The sequence below is a fragment of the Paenibacillus sp. FSL W8-0187 genome, assembly GCF_037969755.1.
Taxonomy (GTDB): domain Bacteria; phylum Bacillota; class Bacilli; order Paenibacillales; family Paenibacillaceae; genus Paenibacillus_AQ.
The window spans coordinates 2589408-2607430 of the sequence record NZ_CP150206.1; the positions used below are offsets into that span (position 1 = coordinate 2589408).

Genomic DNA, 18023 nt, shown 5'->3' on the forward strand with positions numbered 1-18023 from the left:
TTCGAGGTGAGAGGATGAATGAGCGTTATGATTGGTTATTAATGATATTGCTTGGTGTCGTCGTTGCCTTGCTTATCGGTTATAGGCTGAATCGTTGGCTGATGTCGCCATCACCGGATCGACTGCCGGGCATCCCGATCAATGAACACATTCCAGATCACCCAGCCATTGGGATGCTCGAACAAGAAGGATATGACGTGGTTGGGGGTAAAGTAAAAATAAACTTATCGTTTAAAACGGGTCAGAGACCCATTTTGAGTCGGTTGTTTATAGATTACGTTGCATCCGATGACAGTGGCGAGCTGTACATGGTCAAGCTGGCACGGGAACGGATGCCGGTCGATTGGACGGGGGCCGGCATTCGTGATCGGTTGATGCCTTTTTTGCTGCTGTATCCCGAATGTGCCGGTCTGCTCTATATTGATGTAAACGAGAAGTCGATTCACCGTTTAAGCATGGATTGGTCGGACGAAGAATGGATTGGTCAAGATGATTACAACAGTTAATACTCAGGAGGCTCTTTATGAAGGGACAACGCCATATTAAAATCAGGGATATTATTACCCACCAGGATATTGAGACACAGGATGAGCTTGTAGACGCATTGCGTGCGGAAGGTTTTCAGGTTACTCAAGCTACAATTTCACGTGATATCAAAGAACTGCTGCTCATCAAGGTGCCTACGGATGATGGGCGATATAAATACTCTATGCCGACAGATCAGCGTTACAATCCTGTACAGAAGCTCAAAAGAGCGCTTATCGATAATTTTGTTTACATTGACCGTACCGGTAATCTTGTCGTCATGAAGTGCTTGCCTGGAACAGCTAATTCCGTAGCCGTGCTGCTCGATAATATGGAATGGACCCAGATCATGGGGACCATATGCGGCGATGACACGATATTGCTCATTTGCCGAACGGAAGATGACGGAGAACATGTGGTTGCCCAAATTAAAAATTTCATTTCGTAATCAATGTTGTGACTCATTGGCAGTTTTTAAGCAGTAGCGGAGGTGGGAAACATGTTAAACACGCTATCCATTCGGAATCTGGCGGTTGTAGAAAGCGTGGATGTGCATTTTTATCCGGGATTTCACGTTCTGACAGGGGAGACCGGAGCTGGTAAGTCCATCATAATCGATGCGCTGGGATTAATTGCCGGCGGCCGCGGCTCGGCTGAACTAATTCGCTACGGCTGCGACAAAGCAGAGATTGAGGCTTTATTCGAGCTGCCTGTAGGGCATCCCGTATGGGATACGCTGAAGAAGCTGGGTGTTGAAGCGGATCCAGAAGAGCATTTGTTGATACGGAGAGAACTGACAGCTCAAGGGAAAAGCACCTCACGTATTAACGGCCAGCTGCTGAATTTAAGCATGCTGCGTGAGGTTGGAGAAAAGCTCATAAATATCCATGGTCAGCATGAACATCAAAGCTTGCTCCGTTCAGAGCAGCATATGAGCCTTCTGGATACGTACGGAGATAAGGTCATAGGGCCTGTCAAACGGAAATATCAAGAATTGTACGGGGAATTCAGCAAAGTGGAGCGAGAGCTCAAGGACCTGCAGGAGACCAGCCAGAAGGCGTATCAAATGCTCGATATGTATCGGTTCCAGCTGGAGGAGATTGCAGCGGCGGAGCTAAAATCCGGTGAGGACGAGGAATTGTCCGAGGAAAGAACCAAGCTGTCCCACAGCGAGAAGATGATGGATTCCGTTGCCGGAGCATACGACCTATTGTACGGATCCTCGGGATTGGAGTCCGTCAGCCGTGCCCTATCCAAATTGGAGGATGTGTCAGGTTACGATGAGAAGGGTTTAAAGCCGCTTGTTGAGCAGCTGCAATCGGCTTATTATCAGCTGGAGGATGCCGTTTTCCAGCTAAGGGATTACCGCGACAGCATTGAATTTAATCCGGAACGTCTGAACGACATTGAGCTTCGTTTAGATATGATCTCCGGATTGCGCCGAAAATATGGGGATAATGTTGAGCAAATTTTGGAATACTACGTGAGAATTCAGCAGGAAACCGATATGCTGGAGAATAAGGACGAATTTATCCAAGCATTGGAACAGCGTCGTGACGAGTTGTTAAGCGTGCTGTTGGTTAGTGCTAAAGAGCTTAGTATTGCCCGCAAGCAGTGTGCGCAAGATTTAGCACGGCAAGTGGAGGGAGAACTGAAGGATCTGCAAATGGAGCGCACCTCCCTTGAGGTTCGTATGGAACTACAGCTGGATCCTAACGGTTACGAATATGAAGGACATAAAGTAAGGTTGACCAGACAGGGGATGGATACGGCAGAATTCCTCATATCCGCCAATCCGGGTGAGCCTCTGCGTCCGCTTGCCAAAATTGCTTCGGGTGGAGAAATGTCCAGAATTATGCTGGCGATGAAGAGTATATTTGCCCGTCATGATCAAATACCGGTCTTAATCTTTGATGAAGTCGACACAGGTGTCAGTGGAAGGGCTGCCCAATCGATTGCGGAGAAGCTGTTTTTGCTGGCCAAAACCTGTCAGGTGTTCTCCATTACGCATTTGCCGCAGGTTGCATGCATGGCAGATCATCAGTATTTAATCGAGAAGAAGCTGGAAGCCTCCAGAACGATGACGCAAGTAGAAAACCTGAATGAAGAGGGGCGCGTAAAAGAGCTTGCACGGATGCTTGGCGGAGTCGAGATCACCGAAAAAACACTTCATCATGCCCAAGAAATGCTCAATCTGGCGGCAGCGCAAAAGGCTTCCAGAAAGGCTCTGGGTCAATGATTGACAGTAATAAATCCATAAGGGCAGGGTAACTTAAAGGTACGCAATTGGCGACCACCTTTTCGTCAAGCGAAAGAAGAAAAAGGGAGCGTGACAGCCATTGAAGCCCAACCTCAGGAGAAAACTGCTCGGTTTCGTTCTTGCTTTCCTTCTTTGTTTCATTGGAACTGCTGATCCTGTCCAGTCTTTTGCTTCATTGCCTAATGAGCTGAGATTGATTTCCGGTCAGCAGTCCCGTCTTGATGTTGCCATGCCTGTTCAAGCCCTCGCTTCAGTTGATCGCCCGGATGTCCTGCAGCTCAACGGCTCCCGCGAGTCAAAACTTCAAGTATCGCTAAAGTATCCACTTCAGCTGAATCCCCAGCAAAGCGGAAATGCCGAAGTTACCCTGAAATTATTTGGTAAAATTCCTCTGAAGACAGTTCATGTGAAGGTGATCCCCGAGCTCAAGGTGATTCCTGGAGGTCAGACCATCGGCGTCAAAGTGAAATCCTCTGGTATACTGGTCGTTGGACATCATCTGGTACGCGTTCAAAACGGTGCTAAAGTATCCCCTGGAGAAGCGGCCGGCCTGAAGGTTGGCGATCTGCTGACGACGATGGATGGAAAGCCGCTTAATGATGTAACAAAGGTTGCTGATATCGTCGAGAAGGCCGGTAAAGCCAATAAGCCATTGGATATCTCCTTCAAGAGGGGCGGCAAAGAAATGACAACCAAGCTGAGCCCGGCATATGATGAAGAAGATCAAAGCTGGCGCCTTGGTCTGTATATCCGTGATTCTGCAGCAGGTGTAGGCACTTTAACTTTCTACGCACCTCACCAGAAAGTCTACGGGGCTTTGGGCCATGTCATTACCGATATGAATACTCAAACACCCATTGATGTTGGAAGCGGCCAGATTGTTCAGTCCAACGTTACATCCATTAGCCGAAGTGAAGAAGGCGAGCCGGGAGAAAAACGGGCAACTTTCACAAAAGACGGCAAGATTTTGGGCAATGTTGAGCGCAATACCCATTTTGGCATCTTCGGTAAAATGAATAATCTTCCTGAGCATGGTTTGTATCAGGAGCCAATTCCGATAGCCTTATCTCATGAGGTCAAGGAAGGACCGGCAGAGATTTTAACGGTCGTTGAAGGACAAGAGGTTGAACGATTTACAGTGGATATCGTTCATGTATCTAAACAGGATGCTCCCGCAACGAAAGGGCTTGTACTCCGTATTACCGATCCAAGACTGCTTAAGAAGACAGGCGGGATTGTACAAGGCATGAGCGGTAGTCCAATCGTTCAAGATGGCAAGCTGATTGGAGCGGTTACGCACGTTTTTGTAAATGATCCTAAATCGGGGTATGGATGCTTTATTGAATGGATGCTTCAGGACTCCGGCGTACTACAATCTACAGAATCAACTCCTCAAAATCTTAAGGCGGGTTAATGCCTTGAGATTTTTTGTCGTAAAATAACGAAATAGAGATTAATTTGAAACAAAATATTTAATTATAAATCAACTTCAAAAAAAAATAAAGAAAAATAATTTTCGACAGAAGGAATTTAAATCACTATGTCGAAAACTTTATACACAAGAAAAATATTCTAAAATAACAACTGATCTGATAAAGGAGGAGCACGAATTGCAAAAGATCGAAGTATTATTGGCAGACGACAACCGTGAGTTTACAAACCTGCTTGGTGAATACATTTCGGATCAACAAGATATGGTGGTATCCGGAATCGCTTATAATGGCGAAGAAGTACTGAGTATGATTGAGGAAACGGGAAAAGTACCGGATGTGCTGATCCTTGACATTATTATGCCTCATTTGGACGGCCTTGGCGTACTTGAACGATTACGCGATATGAATTTGTCTCCGCAGCCGAAAGTCATTATGCTTACGGCATTTGGTCAGGAAAATATTACGCAGCGAGCTGTACAATTAGGTGCTTCCTATTATATTTTGAAACCGTTTGATATGGAGGTGCTCGCCAGCCGCATTCGTCAACTTGTTGGCTCGTCCAGCAGCATTTCTTCAGGCGCGTCATTTACAAGTATGAAATCCAATGTGGTTCCTATGGGCAAAGGCAAAAATTTGGACGCGAATATCACTTCGATTATCCATGAAATAGGTGTTCCTGCTCATATCAAGGGCTACCAATATTTGCGTGAAGCCATTACCATGGTATACAACAATATCGAAATTCTTGGGGCGATCACCAAGACTTTGTATCCAGCGATCGCAGAGAAATTCAAAACAACGCCTTCTCGTGTGGAACGTGCAATCCGTCATGCTATCGAAGTAGCCTGGACTCGCGGAAACATCGATTCCATTAGCCATCTGTTCGGCTACACCATCAACATCAGCAAATCCAAGCCAACCAACAGCGAGTTTATCGCGATGGTCGCTGATAAGCTGAGAATTGAGCATAAGGTGTCTTGAAAGGGTAAGGATGAGGAAGGGATTTAGGGTAATGTAAGTGGTTGCCCTAAATGTCTACCTGCGCGGAACATTGAAATCACTCCTTTATTGGTTGCGATGTCGTAATCTGTGAAGGAGTGATTTTATTGTTTGGTCATGGACTTTCAACAACAAAAACAAACCAGCCGTTAATCCGGCTGGTTTGTTGTCATTTCGGTAACTTTACCCGGTAAACGTCCTTCGATGTTACGTACCTTCGATTGCCCTCACAGATAATACATTTTGAACTGGATATCCTGCTCGTGGTTTCCGAACTTCTTCCCGAATAAGGTGGCGCCTCCAACGTGTCTTGCATCTTCCTTCACTTCAATTCGGAAGGTCCAGCGATCACAGGTTGCATCCAAATCATCTACAGATACAGCAGAGAGCGGGTCTCCATCGATATACGTACCGTGGCTCGTAATTCGTATCGTCTTTAGCAGTCCATATTGGTTGATGTTGTGCGGCCACCATGCAGGCGTATATTTCCCCCGCGTATCTGCAAAATCCCCCGGGCTTGTCCAGGTGCCAAGTTCGACCCCGTTTAAGGAGAAGGTAATGTCGGAAGGCCAGACATCATTGGAAAAAGGAAATTCTGAGGAAATCTCTAAACTGATTTCGAACTGCTGCAGCTTTTCATCCTTTTGAAGGAAGTTAGCGATGTTGTATTGGATAAAGCCCTCGGTAAACCACAGGATTTCTGCATCCACTCGCTTGGGATCCATGAAGTATTTGGGTTCGTCTACCCGCCCAATAAATTCCTTCTCGGTCGCAAGGCCGCAGGTAGGCTTCAAGTCATAGTCCGTGTAATGTCCGATCGGCACGGAAGCCTCATATGAAGCAAAGGAATGAAAGATTTTTTTCGGGAAGTTGATTTCGATATGATCCACCTTCAGGATCGAAATTTTCTGTTGGCCCGATTTCCCCGGTACTTTTTCTGTGCGGATAATGCCTGCATCTTCGAGTTTTTTAATATGTTTTGTCACAATCGGACTGCTGATTTGAAGTTCTTGGGCCAAATCTTTGATATTCATTTTGTTTTTGGAGAGCAGCTGAATAATCTTGATTCGAACTTCGCTGGCCAAAGCCTCGTAAACCACAAGCGATGACTTGTCTATTTCCAATTGCATATGACCACTTCTTTCAACAAGTTTTTTCATTCAAAATTCATTAACTAATATGCATCATACCACATGCTTTATTAACCTGCATATAAATCTCGCCATTTAATACAACAAAATTTCAACATCATGATTAACATATATGTTAATCAAATAAATTATTATCGATTAAGATTTATATTAATGTTATTGACACCGTTTTCAAAACGAGTGTATACTGAACCAAAGTTAATCGTTTTCATAATCCAGGCAGGTGAATGATTAACCAAATGATTAGTAATAGGAGGAGAGTTAGTTGAAGAAAAAAATGGGGGTTTCACTGATACCTGTATTGTTAGCGGTAGCGGTATTAGGGGGATGTGGCAACGGGGATAAGAACACCATTACCTTTTGGACGCCTTTGACGGGTGATGACGGAGCTTACATGGATCAACTTGTGAAGGATTACAACGCCACCAATCCCGAGTACAAAGTGAAACATGTGATTACCTCGGATATGTATACAAAAATATCAACTGTTCTTAATTCAGGCAAAGGCGTTCCTGATTTGTCCATTATTCATGCGGATCGCGTTCCAAGTTTCGTGAAGCAAGGTGTGTTGGAGCCGATGACGGCAGTCATGCAAGCACAACCAGAATTGAAAGCGGATAACTATTTGCCGCAGGCCTGGGCAACCGGAAACGTAGAGGGCACCCAATATACAGTACCGCTTGATATTCATAGCAATGCGATGTATTACAATAAAAACTTGCTCAAAAAATACAATGTTGAAAGCTTCCTGGATGATGATGTCGTGACCATTGATGAAATTTTGTCGCTGCAAGGCAAGTTGGATGAAGGCGATTACGTGATCAATGACGCTCTCTTGGGCTGGGTTGTGTTAGCGCAAATCCAGAACCTTGGCGGCGACATTCAACAAGACGGCAAGCCGGCCGTGAACACAGAAGCCATGAAACAAGCGTTTACGGAGATTAAAAAAGTATCGGATGCGGGCTTGATGACCCCATTTGGTGAGGACGGCTATCTGATGTTCCAAGCTGGAAACGTTTTATTTTCCACAGACGGTACATGGAGCTCGACGGCACACGCAACAGTGGATGGATTGGACTTCGGCGTAACCAACATTTATTCGACGAGTGCAGACAAGTATACAAACCGGGCCTCTTCGCACTTATTCTCCATGCTGAAGAACGATAAGAGAACGGACGAAAAAGAGCAAGCCATTGGTCAATTCCTGGAATTCATCCGCCAAAACTCGATTGAGTGGGCAAAAGCGGGACAGATCGTAGCGAGTAAACAAGTCATTGAGAGCCCGGAGTACAATAACTATATTCAGTCATTCTTTACCTCCAACGAAAAAGAAATTGAATCCTTGTATATTTACACCTACGAGTACTATCCATACGTAGCGGAGGCTGTAGATACATACGCAGCGGATATCGTACGGGGCAATGTTGACATCGACGAAACCCTGGCGACGATGCAGAAATTTGTAGAGGACAAAATCGCGGAAGGAAGCAGTGCCGCAAAGTAAATGACAGCAGAGCAGATTGAAAAAAAGAAAAATGTCCTTGCTTTCATGACACTTTTCTTTTCCAAAGGAGAAATGAAAGGGTATGAATAAGAAGTCGTTGACGCCTTATTTCTTTGTAGGTCCCCATCTGATACTTTTTATCGTATTTATTCTATTGCCGACCCTATACGGGATCTATGCTTCCTTTACGCAGTGGAATCTGATCAATGACCCTGTGTGGGTTGGGTTGGCCAACTATAAAACGATTCTGTTTGACTCGGAGTCCACCTTCTACACCCAATTTATGAACGGATTAAAAAACACGCTGATCTTTGTTGTTCTAAGTGTACCTATATTAATCATCATTCCGTTAATGATTGCCGTATCGCTGGAACACAAAAAAGTGAAGATGAAAAATGTCATCCAGTCCATTCTCTATATTCCCGGACTCATTTCGATCTCCGCAGCGGCACTGATCTGGTCTTTAATCTTCAATAAGCAGCTTGGGATCACGAATAATATCTTCGGCTCTGAAACAGTCTGGGCAGCCAACCAGCCCTATGCCTGGCTGATCATTATTGTCATTACGGTGTGGGGCGGAGTCGGTGGGAACATGATTATCTACCGGGCTTCCATCAGCGGGGTATCCAAGGATTTATATGAATCGGCCGAGATGGATGGAGCGGGGCCTGTCCGCAGATTTTCAAGCATTACGCTGCCTTCCATTCGTTTTCCGCTGATCTATACCTTTGTTATGACGACAGCCGGAGCCTTTAACGTATTCGGTCAGCCATTAATGATGACGGACGGAGGACCTAGACAGAGCACAACCGTGTTGATGATGTACATCCGGCAGTTAGCCTTCGGTCACGGGGAATCGATTGCCGGCATGGCTTCCGCGATGGCAGTTTTGCTCGGACTGGTCATTCTCGTCATTTCAGCCCTTCAGTATTATGTGATGAACCGAAACGCGTCCTAGCGGCACGTTCAGCTTGCAAACAACGGAAACGATAAAAGGTAGGTGTACTGTGCAATGTCGAACCCGGTAGTACATGAAGTAAACACGGATTCCAAGCTTGGTCGCTCGGGTCCGAAGAAGGTTTCATCCAACATAAGCGTGTCCAAATATATAGCTTACGCATTTCTGATCCTCCTGTGTGTGATATGGGCAATTCCGGTCATATTTGGCATCACCACATCTTTTCGGTCCCAGGCGGAGGTGGTTTCCAGTGGTTTTCGACTGCTGCCCGATAACTGGATTTTCGATAATTATGTCACAATCCTGCAAAACACGTCGACCGCGCCCATCCTGCGCTGGTTGATGAACTCCGTATTTATTGCAACGATGCATACGCTGCTCGTGATCGTTGTCATTTCCATTACCGGTTACGGATACTCGCGCATGAACTTTAAAGGAAGGGATACCTTATTCTTTACCTTGCTTGGGATTTCCTTCTTTCCCGGGGTGGTGAATCTGATTCCGTCTTATAAAATCATTGATGCACTGGGATGGGTGAATACATCTTGGGCGATGATCATTCCAGGTTTGGCCGGGATGGGGAACATTTTTTTGGTCAGACAATTCATGATGGGCATTCCCAAGGATCTGGATGAATCGGCGCGTGTTGATGGCGCGGGAGATTTTAGAATCTATTCCTCTATTATTTTGCCACTCATGAAACCTGTATTGATTGTATGCGGATTGTTTTCATTTACGGGTTCCTGGAATGATTTCCTCTGGCCCGTTATCGTGTATACCGATGTAGAGAAGATGCCCGTCACAGCAGGACTGCTGTTGTTACAGGACATTTACGGCAATTACCGCATGATCGGACAATTGATGGGTTCTGCGATTCTGGCCATTATTCCGACGCTGCTGTTGTTCCTGTTTGCCCAGAAATATTTTGTCCAGTCGATCAACTTAAACGCAGGCATCAAAGGGTAGCAATAAGATTGGATTCATAGAAACAAGTAAAAATAGAAAGCTAGCGGAAGTCAAACTATAAGGTATAGGAGTCGTCACCATGTCTGAATTAAATATAAAAAATCCCCTGATCGAACAGCGGGCAGATCCGTGGATCTATAAACATACCGATGGTTATTATTATTTTACCGGTTCCGTGCCGGAATACGATCGAATTGAGCTTAGACGCTCGCAAACGATACAAGGACTCGCGGATGCCGAAGGAATTACGATCTGGCGCAAGCATGAGTCAGGCCTGATGAGTGCCAACATATGGGCACCCGAGATTCATTATATGGATGGAAAATGGTATGTATATTACGCAGCTGCCCATACTTCAGAAACGAGAGGCGGATTGTTCGATCATCGGATGTTTGTATTGGAGAACGTTTCGGCGAACCCGCTTGAAGGGGAATGGGTGGAGAAGGGGCAAGTGATCACGAAGTGGGAATCTTTCGCCCTGGACGCAACAACGTTTGAGCACAAAGGCAAACGGTATTATGTATGGGCACAGAAAGATCCGGGCATTCCAGGCAATTCCAATCTGTACATCTCATTGATGGAGAATCCCTGGACCTTGACAGGGGAACAGGTATGCATATCGATTCCCGAGTACGACTGGGAGAAGATCGGGTATCTTGTAAATGAAGGGGCCGCCGTTCTTAAACGCAACGGGCGCATATTCATGACTTATTCCGCGAGCGCCACAGACCACAACTATGCGATGGGGCTGCTGACAGCCGATGAGGACAGTGATTTGCTGAATCCGAGCTCCTGGGTTAAATCGCCTGTACCCGTATTTAAGACATCTGAAGCCAATGGCCAATATGGGCCGGGACACAACAGCTTCACAATTTCCGAGGACGGCTCGCAGGACATACTGGTGTACCATGCAAGAAGTTACAAGGAGATCGTGGGAGATCCACTATATGATCCGAACCGCCACACGCGCGTACAGGTCATCGGGTGGAACGAAGACGGAACACCGAATTTCGGGGTGCCGAGAGCGGATCATGAACCGGTCTCCAAGCCATGATGCCGACTTTGTAATTGGGGTTATAGACCGGATGGATTTGCAAACATCAGACCGACTGAGCTTAATAGCTTGGTCGGTTTTTTACATTTTAGGAGGTAAGGAGCATAATATAAAGTAGGAAAAAAGAAGGAGTCTTCGATATGGATGGAGAAAAAAGGACAGATCGATTTATGAGATGGTTAAGGATGTATTAAGCGTAGTTCTATTAACATATTCTTATTTCCTGGTAAGGAGGAATTATAAATGGCAAAGATATTAGTATTGGGCGGTACCCGCTTTTTCGGTAAAAGGCTGGTTAACCGGCTGCTGGCTAAAGGCGATGCCGTTACGATTTTGACGCGTGGACATCACCAGGATTCATTCGGAGGTGCCGTTGCGCGGCTTACCGTGGATCGGAAGGATCCGGAATGCTTAAAACAGGCAGTGGGAAGCCAGGACTTTGATATCGTATATGATAATATATGTTATACTCCGGAAGAAGCGGGACAAGCTGCAGACATCTTTGCCGGACGAATTGGACAATACGTGCTGACCTCCACGTTATCGGTATATGATTTTGCGGATCATCCGGTGAGGGAAGAGGAGTTTGATCCCTACAGATACCCTGTTATGACAAACGAAAGCAGGGACTACAGCTATAAGGAAGGCAAGCGCCAGGCAGAGGCGGTATTATTCGGTCGCCATAATCTGAATGTTACGGCTGTCCGGTTGCCGATTGTGCTGGGACCGGATGATTACACGCGAAGACTGCTTTTTCATATTGAGCATGCAGCGCAAGGAGAAGCGATTGGATTGCCTGATCCAGACGCACAAATCTCGTTTGTGCATGCCGAGGAAGCAGCGGAGTTTCTGGAATGGGCAGGTCAAGTGCAATTGGAAGGTCCGGTAAATGCTTGCTCCAGCGGAACGATTTCGGTCCGGGAAATGATGAACTTGATTCAGCAGGAAATTGGTAGTGCGGCACCCCTGCAGTCTTCAGCAGCACCTGATCACATGTCTCCGTTTGGAATTCCGGGAGATTGGACGATGGATCATGGCAAAGCGGCAGCTGCCGGGTTTAAATTCTGGGATTTGCACGACTGGATGCCGAAATTGATTGCGGAATTGTCCGCCGATTTAAAGGTTCGCTAGCGAAAGTGGCAGGATTGTTATCATTTGAAGAAAGATAAGAGGGAAGTGCCCTGAAAGGAAGATCAGCATGAGCGACAAGATGGAAGCATGGAAAGAGCGTATTCGAGAGGTAGAATCCAAGGGAGACTTATCTCCGGAAGCCCTAACGTTAATCCATGCGATGTATGAAGAGCTGGAAGCTTTGACGAAGCAAAATTTCAATCTGCGGAAAACCGCACTGAAAGCGACGTCCAGAGAAACAAGAATGTCGAGTAAACTGAAGGACGCACTGATGGAATAAACGGCGGAGTCCAGAACATATGATAAACACCGGGGAGGGCTCCCCGGTGTTTTTTTGGAAGATATCATAAAGTGTAAACATACGAAGCATGGGCTTCCTGATATCGCAAGAAAAATGACAGCTAACGGCAGTCTGTCTTCTTTGAAGTACGTCGATAGACATTTTTCTTATGAGTTAGTTTTTAGATGGTGTTCCTGACTTTGGCGCCTGGCGCTTCTTTTTGAATCTTGGTCCAACGTAATTTCGCTTGCGGTCCCGGAAAAGAATCCAGCCGCCCAAGAATCCGATACCGATGACAAACAGCGCCAACCCGCCTAGAAAAGGTAGCCAACCGAAAGTGGGGTTTGCCACACTGTCATCCCCATGAACGGAAATATATAGAAAAACCGCATCTTTCATCATTAAGAAACCCATCATTGCCATAAAACCCGGGATAACCAAAATCAAGATGGCAATAAAGCGGGAAATTAACATTTTCATAGAAGATTCCTTCCTGCGACTGATGTAATGAACTACCGTTTATCATACCTTTTTCATAGGGTAATGTCTATTTCGATTATGGGTGATGATTTTGTAATCCGAAAAAAAGAGAGTACAATGAAAGGGTATAATTGGACTTATTATGGAGGTGCCGTTTGTGGCGATAACATGTGATGTAGCAATTCTTGGCGGGGGAACCGGTGGATATGTTGCGGCCATCCGTGCAGCCCAGCTCGGTAAAAATGTGGTCATCATCGAGCAGGACAAACTGGGGGGAACCTGCTTGCACCGCGGCTGTATTCCGAGCAAATCATTGCTTCGGAGTGCCGAGCTGTATGCGGAAATGAAGGATAGCGAGAGCTATGGAATCGAGACAGACGGGGTCCGGCTATCGTTTGACAAAGTGCAGAAGCGCAAAGACGGTATCGTCGATAAGCTGCACCAGGGCGTTCAATATTTGATGCGCAAAAATAAAATTACCGTCGTGCAGGGCAAAGGGAGAGTTATCGGCCCGTCCATCTTCTCTCCACGCAGCGGGGCCGTAGCGGTTGAGCTTCCGGATGGCGAGATGGAAACGGTGGTTCCCACTCATCTGATCATCGCGACCGGCTCGCGTCCGCGTCACTTACCGGGGCTTGAGCCTGACGGCATACATATACTAACAAGCGACCATGCACTTCAGTTGGATGAGCTTCCTACATCCATCATCATCGTAGGCGGTGGCGTAATCGGCGTGGAATGGGCTTCGATGCTGAATGATTTTGGCGTTCAGGTCACAATTGTAGAAGCTTCATCCCATCTGCTGCCAGCAGAAGACGAGGAGATTGGACGTGAGCTGACAAAGATGCTCACCGCCAGAGGCGTAGAGGTGATCACCAACGTATCACTTCAAACCGACAGCTGTGAGATTCGGAATCAAAGTGTGTCCATCACGATCGAGCAAAAGGACGATAGAAGAACATTGTCAGCGGACAAGCTGCTCCTCTCTGTCGGAAGAATCGGCACTACTGAAAATATTGGGCTTGAAAATACCGACGTTCGGGTTGCAAATGGCGCTATTGTGGTAAATGCCAATATGCAAACAACGGAGCCCCATATTTACGCAATCGGCGATTGCATCGGGGGTCTTCAGCTTGCTCATGCGGCAAGCCACGAAGGGATTGCAGCCGTGAACCATCTGGCAGGCGAGAAGACGGAAGCCTACCGCAGCGAATGGATCCCTCGCTGTATCTATACCCGGCATGAGGTAGCTAGCGTCGGACTGACGGAGAAGCAGGCCAAAGAACGCGGACATGAGACCCGGATCGGAAAATTCCCGTTCTCTGCGATTGGCAAATCGTTGATCCACGGAACGAAGGAGGGGTTCGTGAAGGTCATTGCCGATCAGAAGACGCAGGATATTCTGGGCGTGCATATGATTGGACCGCATGTAACCGAGCTGATCGGCGAAGCGGCACTGGCACAAGTACTGGATGCAACTCCATGGGAAGTGGGAGCGGCAGTACACGCCCATCCATCATTATCCGAAATCATCGGCGAAGCGATGCTTGCGGTGGATGGACGAGCCATCGGTTTGTAGGGATAAGAACATCCTTTTGTGGAATCCCTCATTTCTTTTTGCCGAGAAAGGGATTATAATAACATTAAGCCAAGTCTTAGTACCAGGTTTTAATACTTGATCAAACACGCCCTTTAACCTCATGTTATGAGGCCGATGATCAAGCCTGAAGTCATGGCTCACATAAAGGAGGGATCTCCATGAAAAAACATGAAACGGTTACGGCAAACAACAATAGGCATGAGCAGCTTGGACTGACCGACGGACAAGTGCTAGACATGTACAAATATATGGTGCTGGCGCGAAAATTCGATGAGCGCAACCTGCTGCTGCAGCGTGCGGGCAAAATTAATTTTCACGTATCCGGTATCGGGCAGGAAGCATGTCAGGTTGCTGCTGCTTTTGCCCTTGACCGGGAGAAGGATTACTTTTTACCCTATTACCGCGACTATGGATTCGTATTGACAGTGGGCATGACGCCTCGCGAACTGATGCTGTCGGCTTTTGCTAAGGCCGAGGATCCGAATAGCGGTGGACGGCAGATGCCGGGGCACTTTGGTAGTAAACGACTGCGAATTGTGACTGGCTCCAGCCCTGTAACAACACAGCTTCCGCATGCAGTGGGTATCGCGCTGGCGGCGAAGATGCAGAAGAAGGACTTTGTATCGTTTGTTACGTTTGGCGAAGGCTCGAGCAATCAGGGGGATTTTCATGAGGGCTGCAACTTTGCGGGCGTTCACAAGCTCCCTGTCATTATCATGTGCGAGAATAACCAATATGCCATTTCGGTGCCGCTTCATAAACAGATTAGCGGGAAGGTAAGCGACCGCGCTCTAGGGTATGGATTCCCGGGCATTCGAGTAGACGGCAACGATGCGCTTGAGGTGTATGCGGCCGTGAAGGAAGCGCGTGAACGTGCGATTCGCGGAGAAGGCCCGACGCTGATCGAATCCATGATGTACCGTTTGTCTCCGCACTCCACATCGGATAACGATTTGGCGTACCGGACAAAAGAAGAGGTCGAAGAGAACTGGAAGAAAGACGGTGTCGCCCGCTTTAAGAATTATTTGGTCGACTGCGGGCTCTGGGACGAAGCACGCGATCAGGATTTGATCGCCCAATTAAACCTGGAGATCAAAGAAGCGACGGAATCTGCAGACTTGGCTCCATTTCCGAAGCCAGAAGATACGCTTCTTCACGTATATGCCGATGACGAAGGGAGCGTGTAAAGGATGGCAGTAATGGAATATATCGATGCAATTCGTCTAGCCATGAAGGAAGAGATGGAGCGTGACGAGTCCGTATTTGTGTTAGGCGAGGACGTAGGCGTCAAAGGCGGCGTATTTACAACCACCAAGGGTTTGATGGATCAGTTCGGAGAAATGAGGGTGCTCGATACCCCGCTCGCGGAGTCCGCGATTGCCGGTGTGGCTATCGGCGCAGCCATGTATGGCATGAAGCCGATTGCCGAGATGCAATATTCGGACTTCATGTTCCCGGCAACCAATCAGATTATTAGCGAAGCAGCGAAAATCCGCTATCGTTCCAATAACGATTGGAGTTGTCCTGTCGTCATTCGTGCACCGATTGGCGGCGGAATATTCGGGGGGTTGTACCATTCGCAGTGCCCGGAATCGGTGTTCTTCGGAACGCCGGGACTCAAAATCGTTGCGCCGTACTCGGCCTATGATGCGAAGGGGCTGCTGAAAGCCGCGATACGCGACCCGGATCCGGTATTGTTCTTTGAGAACAAGAAATGCTACAAGCTGATTACTGGCGATGTACCGGACGATGATTACGTTGTACCGATCGGCAAGGCGAATCTGCTGCGCGAAGGATCGGATATTACGGTGATCAGCTACAGCATGCCGCTGCACTTTGTGATGCAGGCTGCTGAAGAGCTAGAGAAGGAAGAAGGCATTAGCGCGCATGTACTGGATCTGCGTACCATACAGCCGCTTGATCGGGAAGCGATAATTGAAGCGGCCCGTTCAACGGGTAAAGTGCTGATCGTTCATGAAGATAATAAAACCGGCGGCGTCGGCGGGGAAGTATCCGCGATTATTGCGGAGCACTGCCTCTATGACCTGGATGCCCCGATCATGCGCTTGTGCGGTCCAGATGTACCGGCTATGCCAATCAGTCCGCCGATGGAGAAATTCTTCATGCTTAACAAGGACAAAGTCAAAGAATCCATGCGTCAATTGGCGCTTTATTAAGAACAGGGAGTGTGAGCATGTCCGAAAATCAGAAATTGACCGATGTTACGATGCCTCAGCTAGCGGAATCCCTTGTTTCGGCGACCATTGCCAAGTGGCTGAAGAAGCCGGGGGATGCCATCGAGCAGTACGAACCGATCTGTGAAGTCATTACCGACAAAGTCAATGCCGAGATTCCATCCACCCTGGACGGCGTCATGGGAGAGATTCTTGCCCAGGAGGGCCAGACCGTCAATGTTGGCGAGATCATTTGCCGGATCTCTGTGGCTTCTGGTCAAGGTGGAACTCCTTCGCCACAGCCAGCAGCAAGTGCTCCCGTGAGTCAGCATCAGGGAAACGGCAGCGAAGAGGGTTCGATGCGTTTCCGGTATTCGCCTGCTGTGCAGACGCTGGCAGCCGAGCATCAGATTGACCTTTCGCAAGTACAGGGATCAGGCATGGGCGGCAGAATCACCCGTAAGGACGTACTGGCTTATATTGAAAAGGGAGGAGCAGCCCAAGGCCAAGGCGCTCCTGCCGGAGCAGCACCTGCCCAGAGCGCCCAAGCGCCGAAAGAAACGGTACAACCTAGTGGGACTTCGCCGTTTCAGGGGCTGCAGCATCAGATGCCTGCCGAACCGTCGCCTCCTCTCGGTACAGCCATTCCGAATGTGCGTCATTCCGGGCTGCATTTGACGGAATCGCCTAAACTTCCGACCATTGAAGTGGAAGGGATGGAAGGCGGAAGATCCGAATACTTTATTGATGTTACGCCGATGCGTAATGCGATCGCCAGAAACATGCGTCAAAGCGTTACGGAAATTCCGCACGCATGGACGATGATTGAGGTCGACGTGACCAACATCGTATTGCTGCGTAATCAGCTGAAGGACGAGTTCAAGCGTAAGGAAGGGGTTAATCTGACCTACCTCGCCTTTTTGCTGAAAGCTGTTGTGAACGCAATTAAAGATTATCCGATCATGAATTCCTTCTGGGCCGTGGATAAAATCGTCGTGAAGCGCGATATCAATCTGTCCCTGGCCGTCGGAACTGAGGATTCCGTGCTGACGCCGGTGATCCACCGTGCCGATCAGAAGAATATTGCCGGCTTGGCAAGAGAGATCGAGGAACTCGCACGGAAGACCCGTGAAGGCAAGCTGAAACTAGACGACATGCAGGGCGGTACCTTTACGGTGAACAACACTGGATCCTTCGGTTCAATTCTGTCCTATCCGATTATCAACTATCCGCAGGCTGCAATCTTGACGTTTGAATCGATTGTCAAAAAGCCGGTGGTTATCAATGACATGATCGCTGTCCGTTCGATGGCGAATCTGTGTTTATCTCTGGATCATCGGATTTTGGATGGGGTAATTTGCGGAAGATTCCTGCAGCGGGTTAAAGATAACCTGGAAGGTTATACCCTGGATACGAAGCTGTATTAATTTCGTCTTTGATCTGATTCTTCGGAAAAAGGTTCGCAGACGTCATTCATACCGACGTCAATCGCAGGACATTCATTGGTT

General features: G+C 47.6%; 17 protein-coding genes. 15 read left to right on the forward strand and 2 right to left on the reverse strand.

What is annotated here, in order from left to right:
* Nucleotides 1-14: 14 nt before the first annotated feature.
* From MKY48_RS11485 to spo0A, 5 genes are all read left to right on the forward strand, one after another.
* Nucleotides 15-506, forward strand: coding sequence for a hypothetical protein (locus MKY48_RS11485; RefSeq protein ID WP_339292947.1), 492 nt, complete (start codon nt 15-17; stop codon nt 504-506).
* A 17-nt stretch (nt 507-523) separates the two neighbouring features.
* Nucleotides 524-973: a transcriptional regulator ArgR gene (gene argR, locus MKY48_RS11490; RefSeq protein WP_076320891.1), complete on the forward strand. Its 450-nt coding sequence runs from the start codon at nt 524-526 to the stop codon at nt 971-973.
* A gap of 51 nt (nt 974-1024) precedes the next feature.
* A complete protein-coding gene (gene recN, locus MKY48_RS11495; protein ID WP_339292948.1) occupies nt 1025-2764 on the forward strand; it encodes a DNA repair protein RecN in 1740 nt (579 codons plus the stop codon).
* A gap of 100 nt (nt 2765-2864) precedes the next feature.
* Nucleotides 2865-4199, forward strand: a complete 1335-nt coding sequence (spoIVB, locus tag MKY48_RS11500) for a SpoIVB peptidase (protein WP_339292949.1) — start codon at nt 2865-2867, stop codon at nt 4197-4199.
* Between the two features lie 196 nt (nt 4200-4395).
* Nucleotides 4396-5199, forward strand: coding sequence for a sporulation transcription factor Spo0A (gene spo0A, locus MKY48_RS11505; RefSeq protein WP_076320894.1), 804 nt, complete (start codon nt 4396-4398; stop codon nt 5197-5199).
* A 245-nt stretch (nt 5200-5444) separates the two neighbouring features.
* On the opposite strand, the gene MKY48_RS11510 is transcribed toward spo0A, so the two are convergent.
* Nucleotides 5445-6347 (reverse strand): ArsR family transcriptional regulator, encoded by a 903-nt coding sequence (locus tag MKY48_RS11510; protein WP_076320895.1) that lies wholly within the window; start codon nt 6345-6347, stop codon nt 5445-5447.
* Nucleotides 6348-6633: 286 nt separating this feature from the next.
* Between MKY48_RS11510 and MKY48_RS11515 the strand changes: the two genes are divergently transcribed.
* The 6 genes from MKY48_RS11515 to MKY48_RS11540 all read left to right on the forward strand — a co-directional run bounded on the left by MKY48_RS11515 (nt 6634) and on the right by MKY48_RS11540 (nt 12261).
* Nucleotides 6634-7872 (forward strand): extracellular solute-binding protein, encoded by a 1239-nt coding sequence (locus tag MKY48_RS11515; protein WP_339292950.1) that lies wholly within the window; start codon nt 6634-6636, stop codon nt 7870-7872.
* A gap of 82 nt (nt 7873-7954) precedes the next feature.
* A complete protein-coding gene (locus MKY48_RS11520; RefSeq protein WP_213645168.1) occupies nt 7955-8830 on the forward strand; it encodes a sugar ABC transporter permease in 876 nt (291 codons plus the stop codon).
* 54 nt (nt 8831-8884) lie between these two features.
* A complete protein-coding gene (locus MKY48_RS11525) occupies nt 8885-9796 on the forward strand; it encodes a carbohydrate ABC transporter permease (RefSeq protein ID WP_339292951.1) in 912 nt (303 codons plus the stop codon).
* A 79-nt stretch (nt 9797-9875) separates the two neighbouring features.
* Nucleotides 9876-10850 (forward strand): family 43 glycosylhydrolase, encoded by a 975-nt coding sequence (locus MKY48_RS11530; RefSeq protein WP_339292952.1) that lies wholly within the window; start codon nt 9876-9878, stop codon nt 10848-10850.
* A gap of 243 nt (nt 10851-11093) precedes the next feature.
* On the forward strand, nt 11094-11981 hold the full coding sequence (locus MKY48_RS11535; protein ID WP_076320900.1) for an NAD-dependent epimerase/dehydratase family protein: 888 nt from the start codon (nt 11094-11096) through the stop codon (nt 11979-11981).
* Between the two features lie 67 nt (nt 11982-12048).
* Entirely contained in the window at nt 12049-12261 is a 213-nt protein-coding gene (locus MKY48_RS11540; protein ID WP_098742967.1) for a hypothetical protein, read from the forward strand.
* 174 nt (nt 12262-12435) lie between these two features.
* Here MKY48_RS11540 and MKY48_RS11545 read toward each other — a convergent pair whose 3' ends face one another.
* Nucleotides 12436-12741, reverse strand: coding sequence for a DUF2627 domain-containing protein (locus MKY48_RS11545; protein ID WP_339272118.1), 306 nt, complete (start codon nt 12739-12741; stop codon nt 12436-12438).
* 157 nt (nt 12742-12898) lie between these two features.
* Here MKY48_RS11545 and lpdA point away from each other — a divergent pair, with 157 nt between their 5' ends.
* From lpdA to MKY48_RS11565, 4 genes are all read left to right on the forward strand, one after another.
* The gene (gene lpdA / locus MKY48_RS11550; RefSeq protein ID WP_339292953.1) at nt 12899-14320 is read left to right on the forward strand and encodes a dihydrolipoyl dehydrogenase; all 1422 of its coding nucleotides are present in this window, start codon (nt 12899-12901) and stop codon (nt 14318-14320) included.
* A gap of 179 nt (nt 14321-14499) precedes the next feature.
* Nucleotides 14500-15528: a thiamine pyrophosphate-dependent dehydrogenase E1 component subunit alpha gene (locus MKY48_RS11555; RefSeq protein ID WP_339292954.1), complete on the forward strand. Its 1029-nt coding sequence runs from the start codon at nt 14500-14502 to the stop codon at nt 15526-15528.
* A gap of 3 nt (nt 15529-15531) precedes the next feature.
* The gene (locus MKY48_RS11560; RefSeq protein WP_339292955.1) at nt 15532-16518 is read left to right on the forward strand and encodes an alpha-ketoacid dehydrogenase subunit beta; all 987 of its coding nucleotides are present in this window, start codon (nt 15532-15534) and stop codon (nt 16516-16518) included.
* Nucleotides 16519-16535: 17 nt separating this feature from the next.
* Nucleotides 16536-17942 (forward strand): dihydrolipoamide acetyltransferase family protein, encoded by a 1407-nt coding sequence (locus tag MKY48_RS11565; RefSeq protein ID WP_339272121.1) that lies wholly within the window; start codon nt 16536-16538, stop codon nt 17940-17942.
* Nucleotides 17943-18023: the final 81 nt, after the last annotated feature.

Coding starts and splice junctions, on each gene's coding strand:
- MKY48_RS11485 (WP_339292947.1), top strand. CDS start 15: ATGAATGAGCGTTATGATTGGTTATTAATGATATTGCTTGGTGTCGTC.
- argR (WP_076320891.1), top strand. CDS start 524: ATGAAGGGACAACGCCATATTAAAATCAGGGATATTATTACCCACCAG.
- recN (WP_339292948.1), top strand. CDS start 1,025: ATGTTAAACACGCTATCCATTCGGAATCTGGCGGTTGTAGAAAGCGTG.
- MKY48_RS11510 (WP_076320895.1), bottom strand. CDS start 6,347: ATGCAATTGGAAATAGACAAGTCATCGCTTGTGGTTTACGAGGCTTTG.
- MKY48_RS11520 (WP_213645168.1), top strand. CDS start 7,955: ATGAATAAGAAGTCGTTGACGCCTTATTTCTTTGTAGGTCCCCATCTG.
- MKY48_RS11525 (WP_339292951.1), top strand. CDS start 8,885: ATGTCGAACCCGGTAGTACATGAAGTAAACACGGATTCCAAGCTTGGT.
- MKY48_RS11530 (WP_339292952.1), top strand. CDS start 9,876: ATGTCTGAATTAAATATAAAAAATCCCCTGATCGAACAGCGGGCAGAT.
- MKY48_RS11535 (WP_076320900.1), top strand. CDS start 11,094: ATGGCAAAGATATTAGTATTGGGCGGTACCCGCTTTTTCGGTAAAAGG.
- MKY48_RS11540 (WP_098742967.1), top strand. CDS start 12,049: ATGAGCGACAAGATGGAAGCATGGAAAGAGCGTATTCGAGAGGTAGAA.
- MKY48_RS11545 (WP_339272118.1), bottom strand. CDS start 12,741: ATGAAAATGTTAATTTCCCGCTTTATTGCCATCTTGATTTTGGTTATC.
- MKY48_RS11555 (WP_339292954.1), top strand. CDS start 14,500: ATGAAAAAACATGAAACGGTTACGGCAAACAACAATAGGCATGAGCAG.
- MKY48_RS11560 (WP_339292955.1), top strand. CDS start 15,532: ATGGCAGTAATGGAATATATCGATGCAATTCGTCTAGCCATGAAGGAA.
- MKY48_RS11565 (WP_339272121.1), top strand. CDS start 16,536: ATGTCCGAAAATCAGAAATTGACCGATGTTACGATGCCTCAGCTAGCG.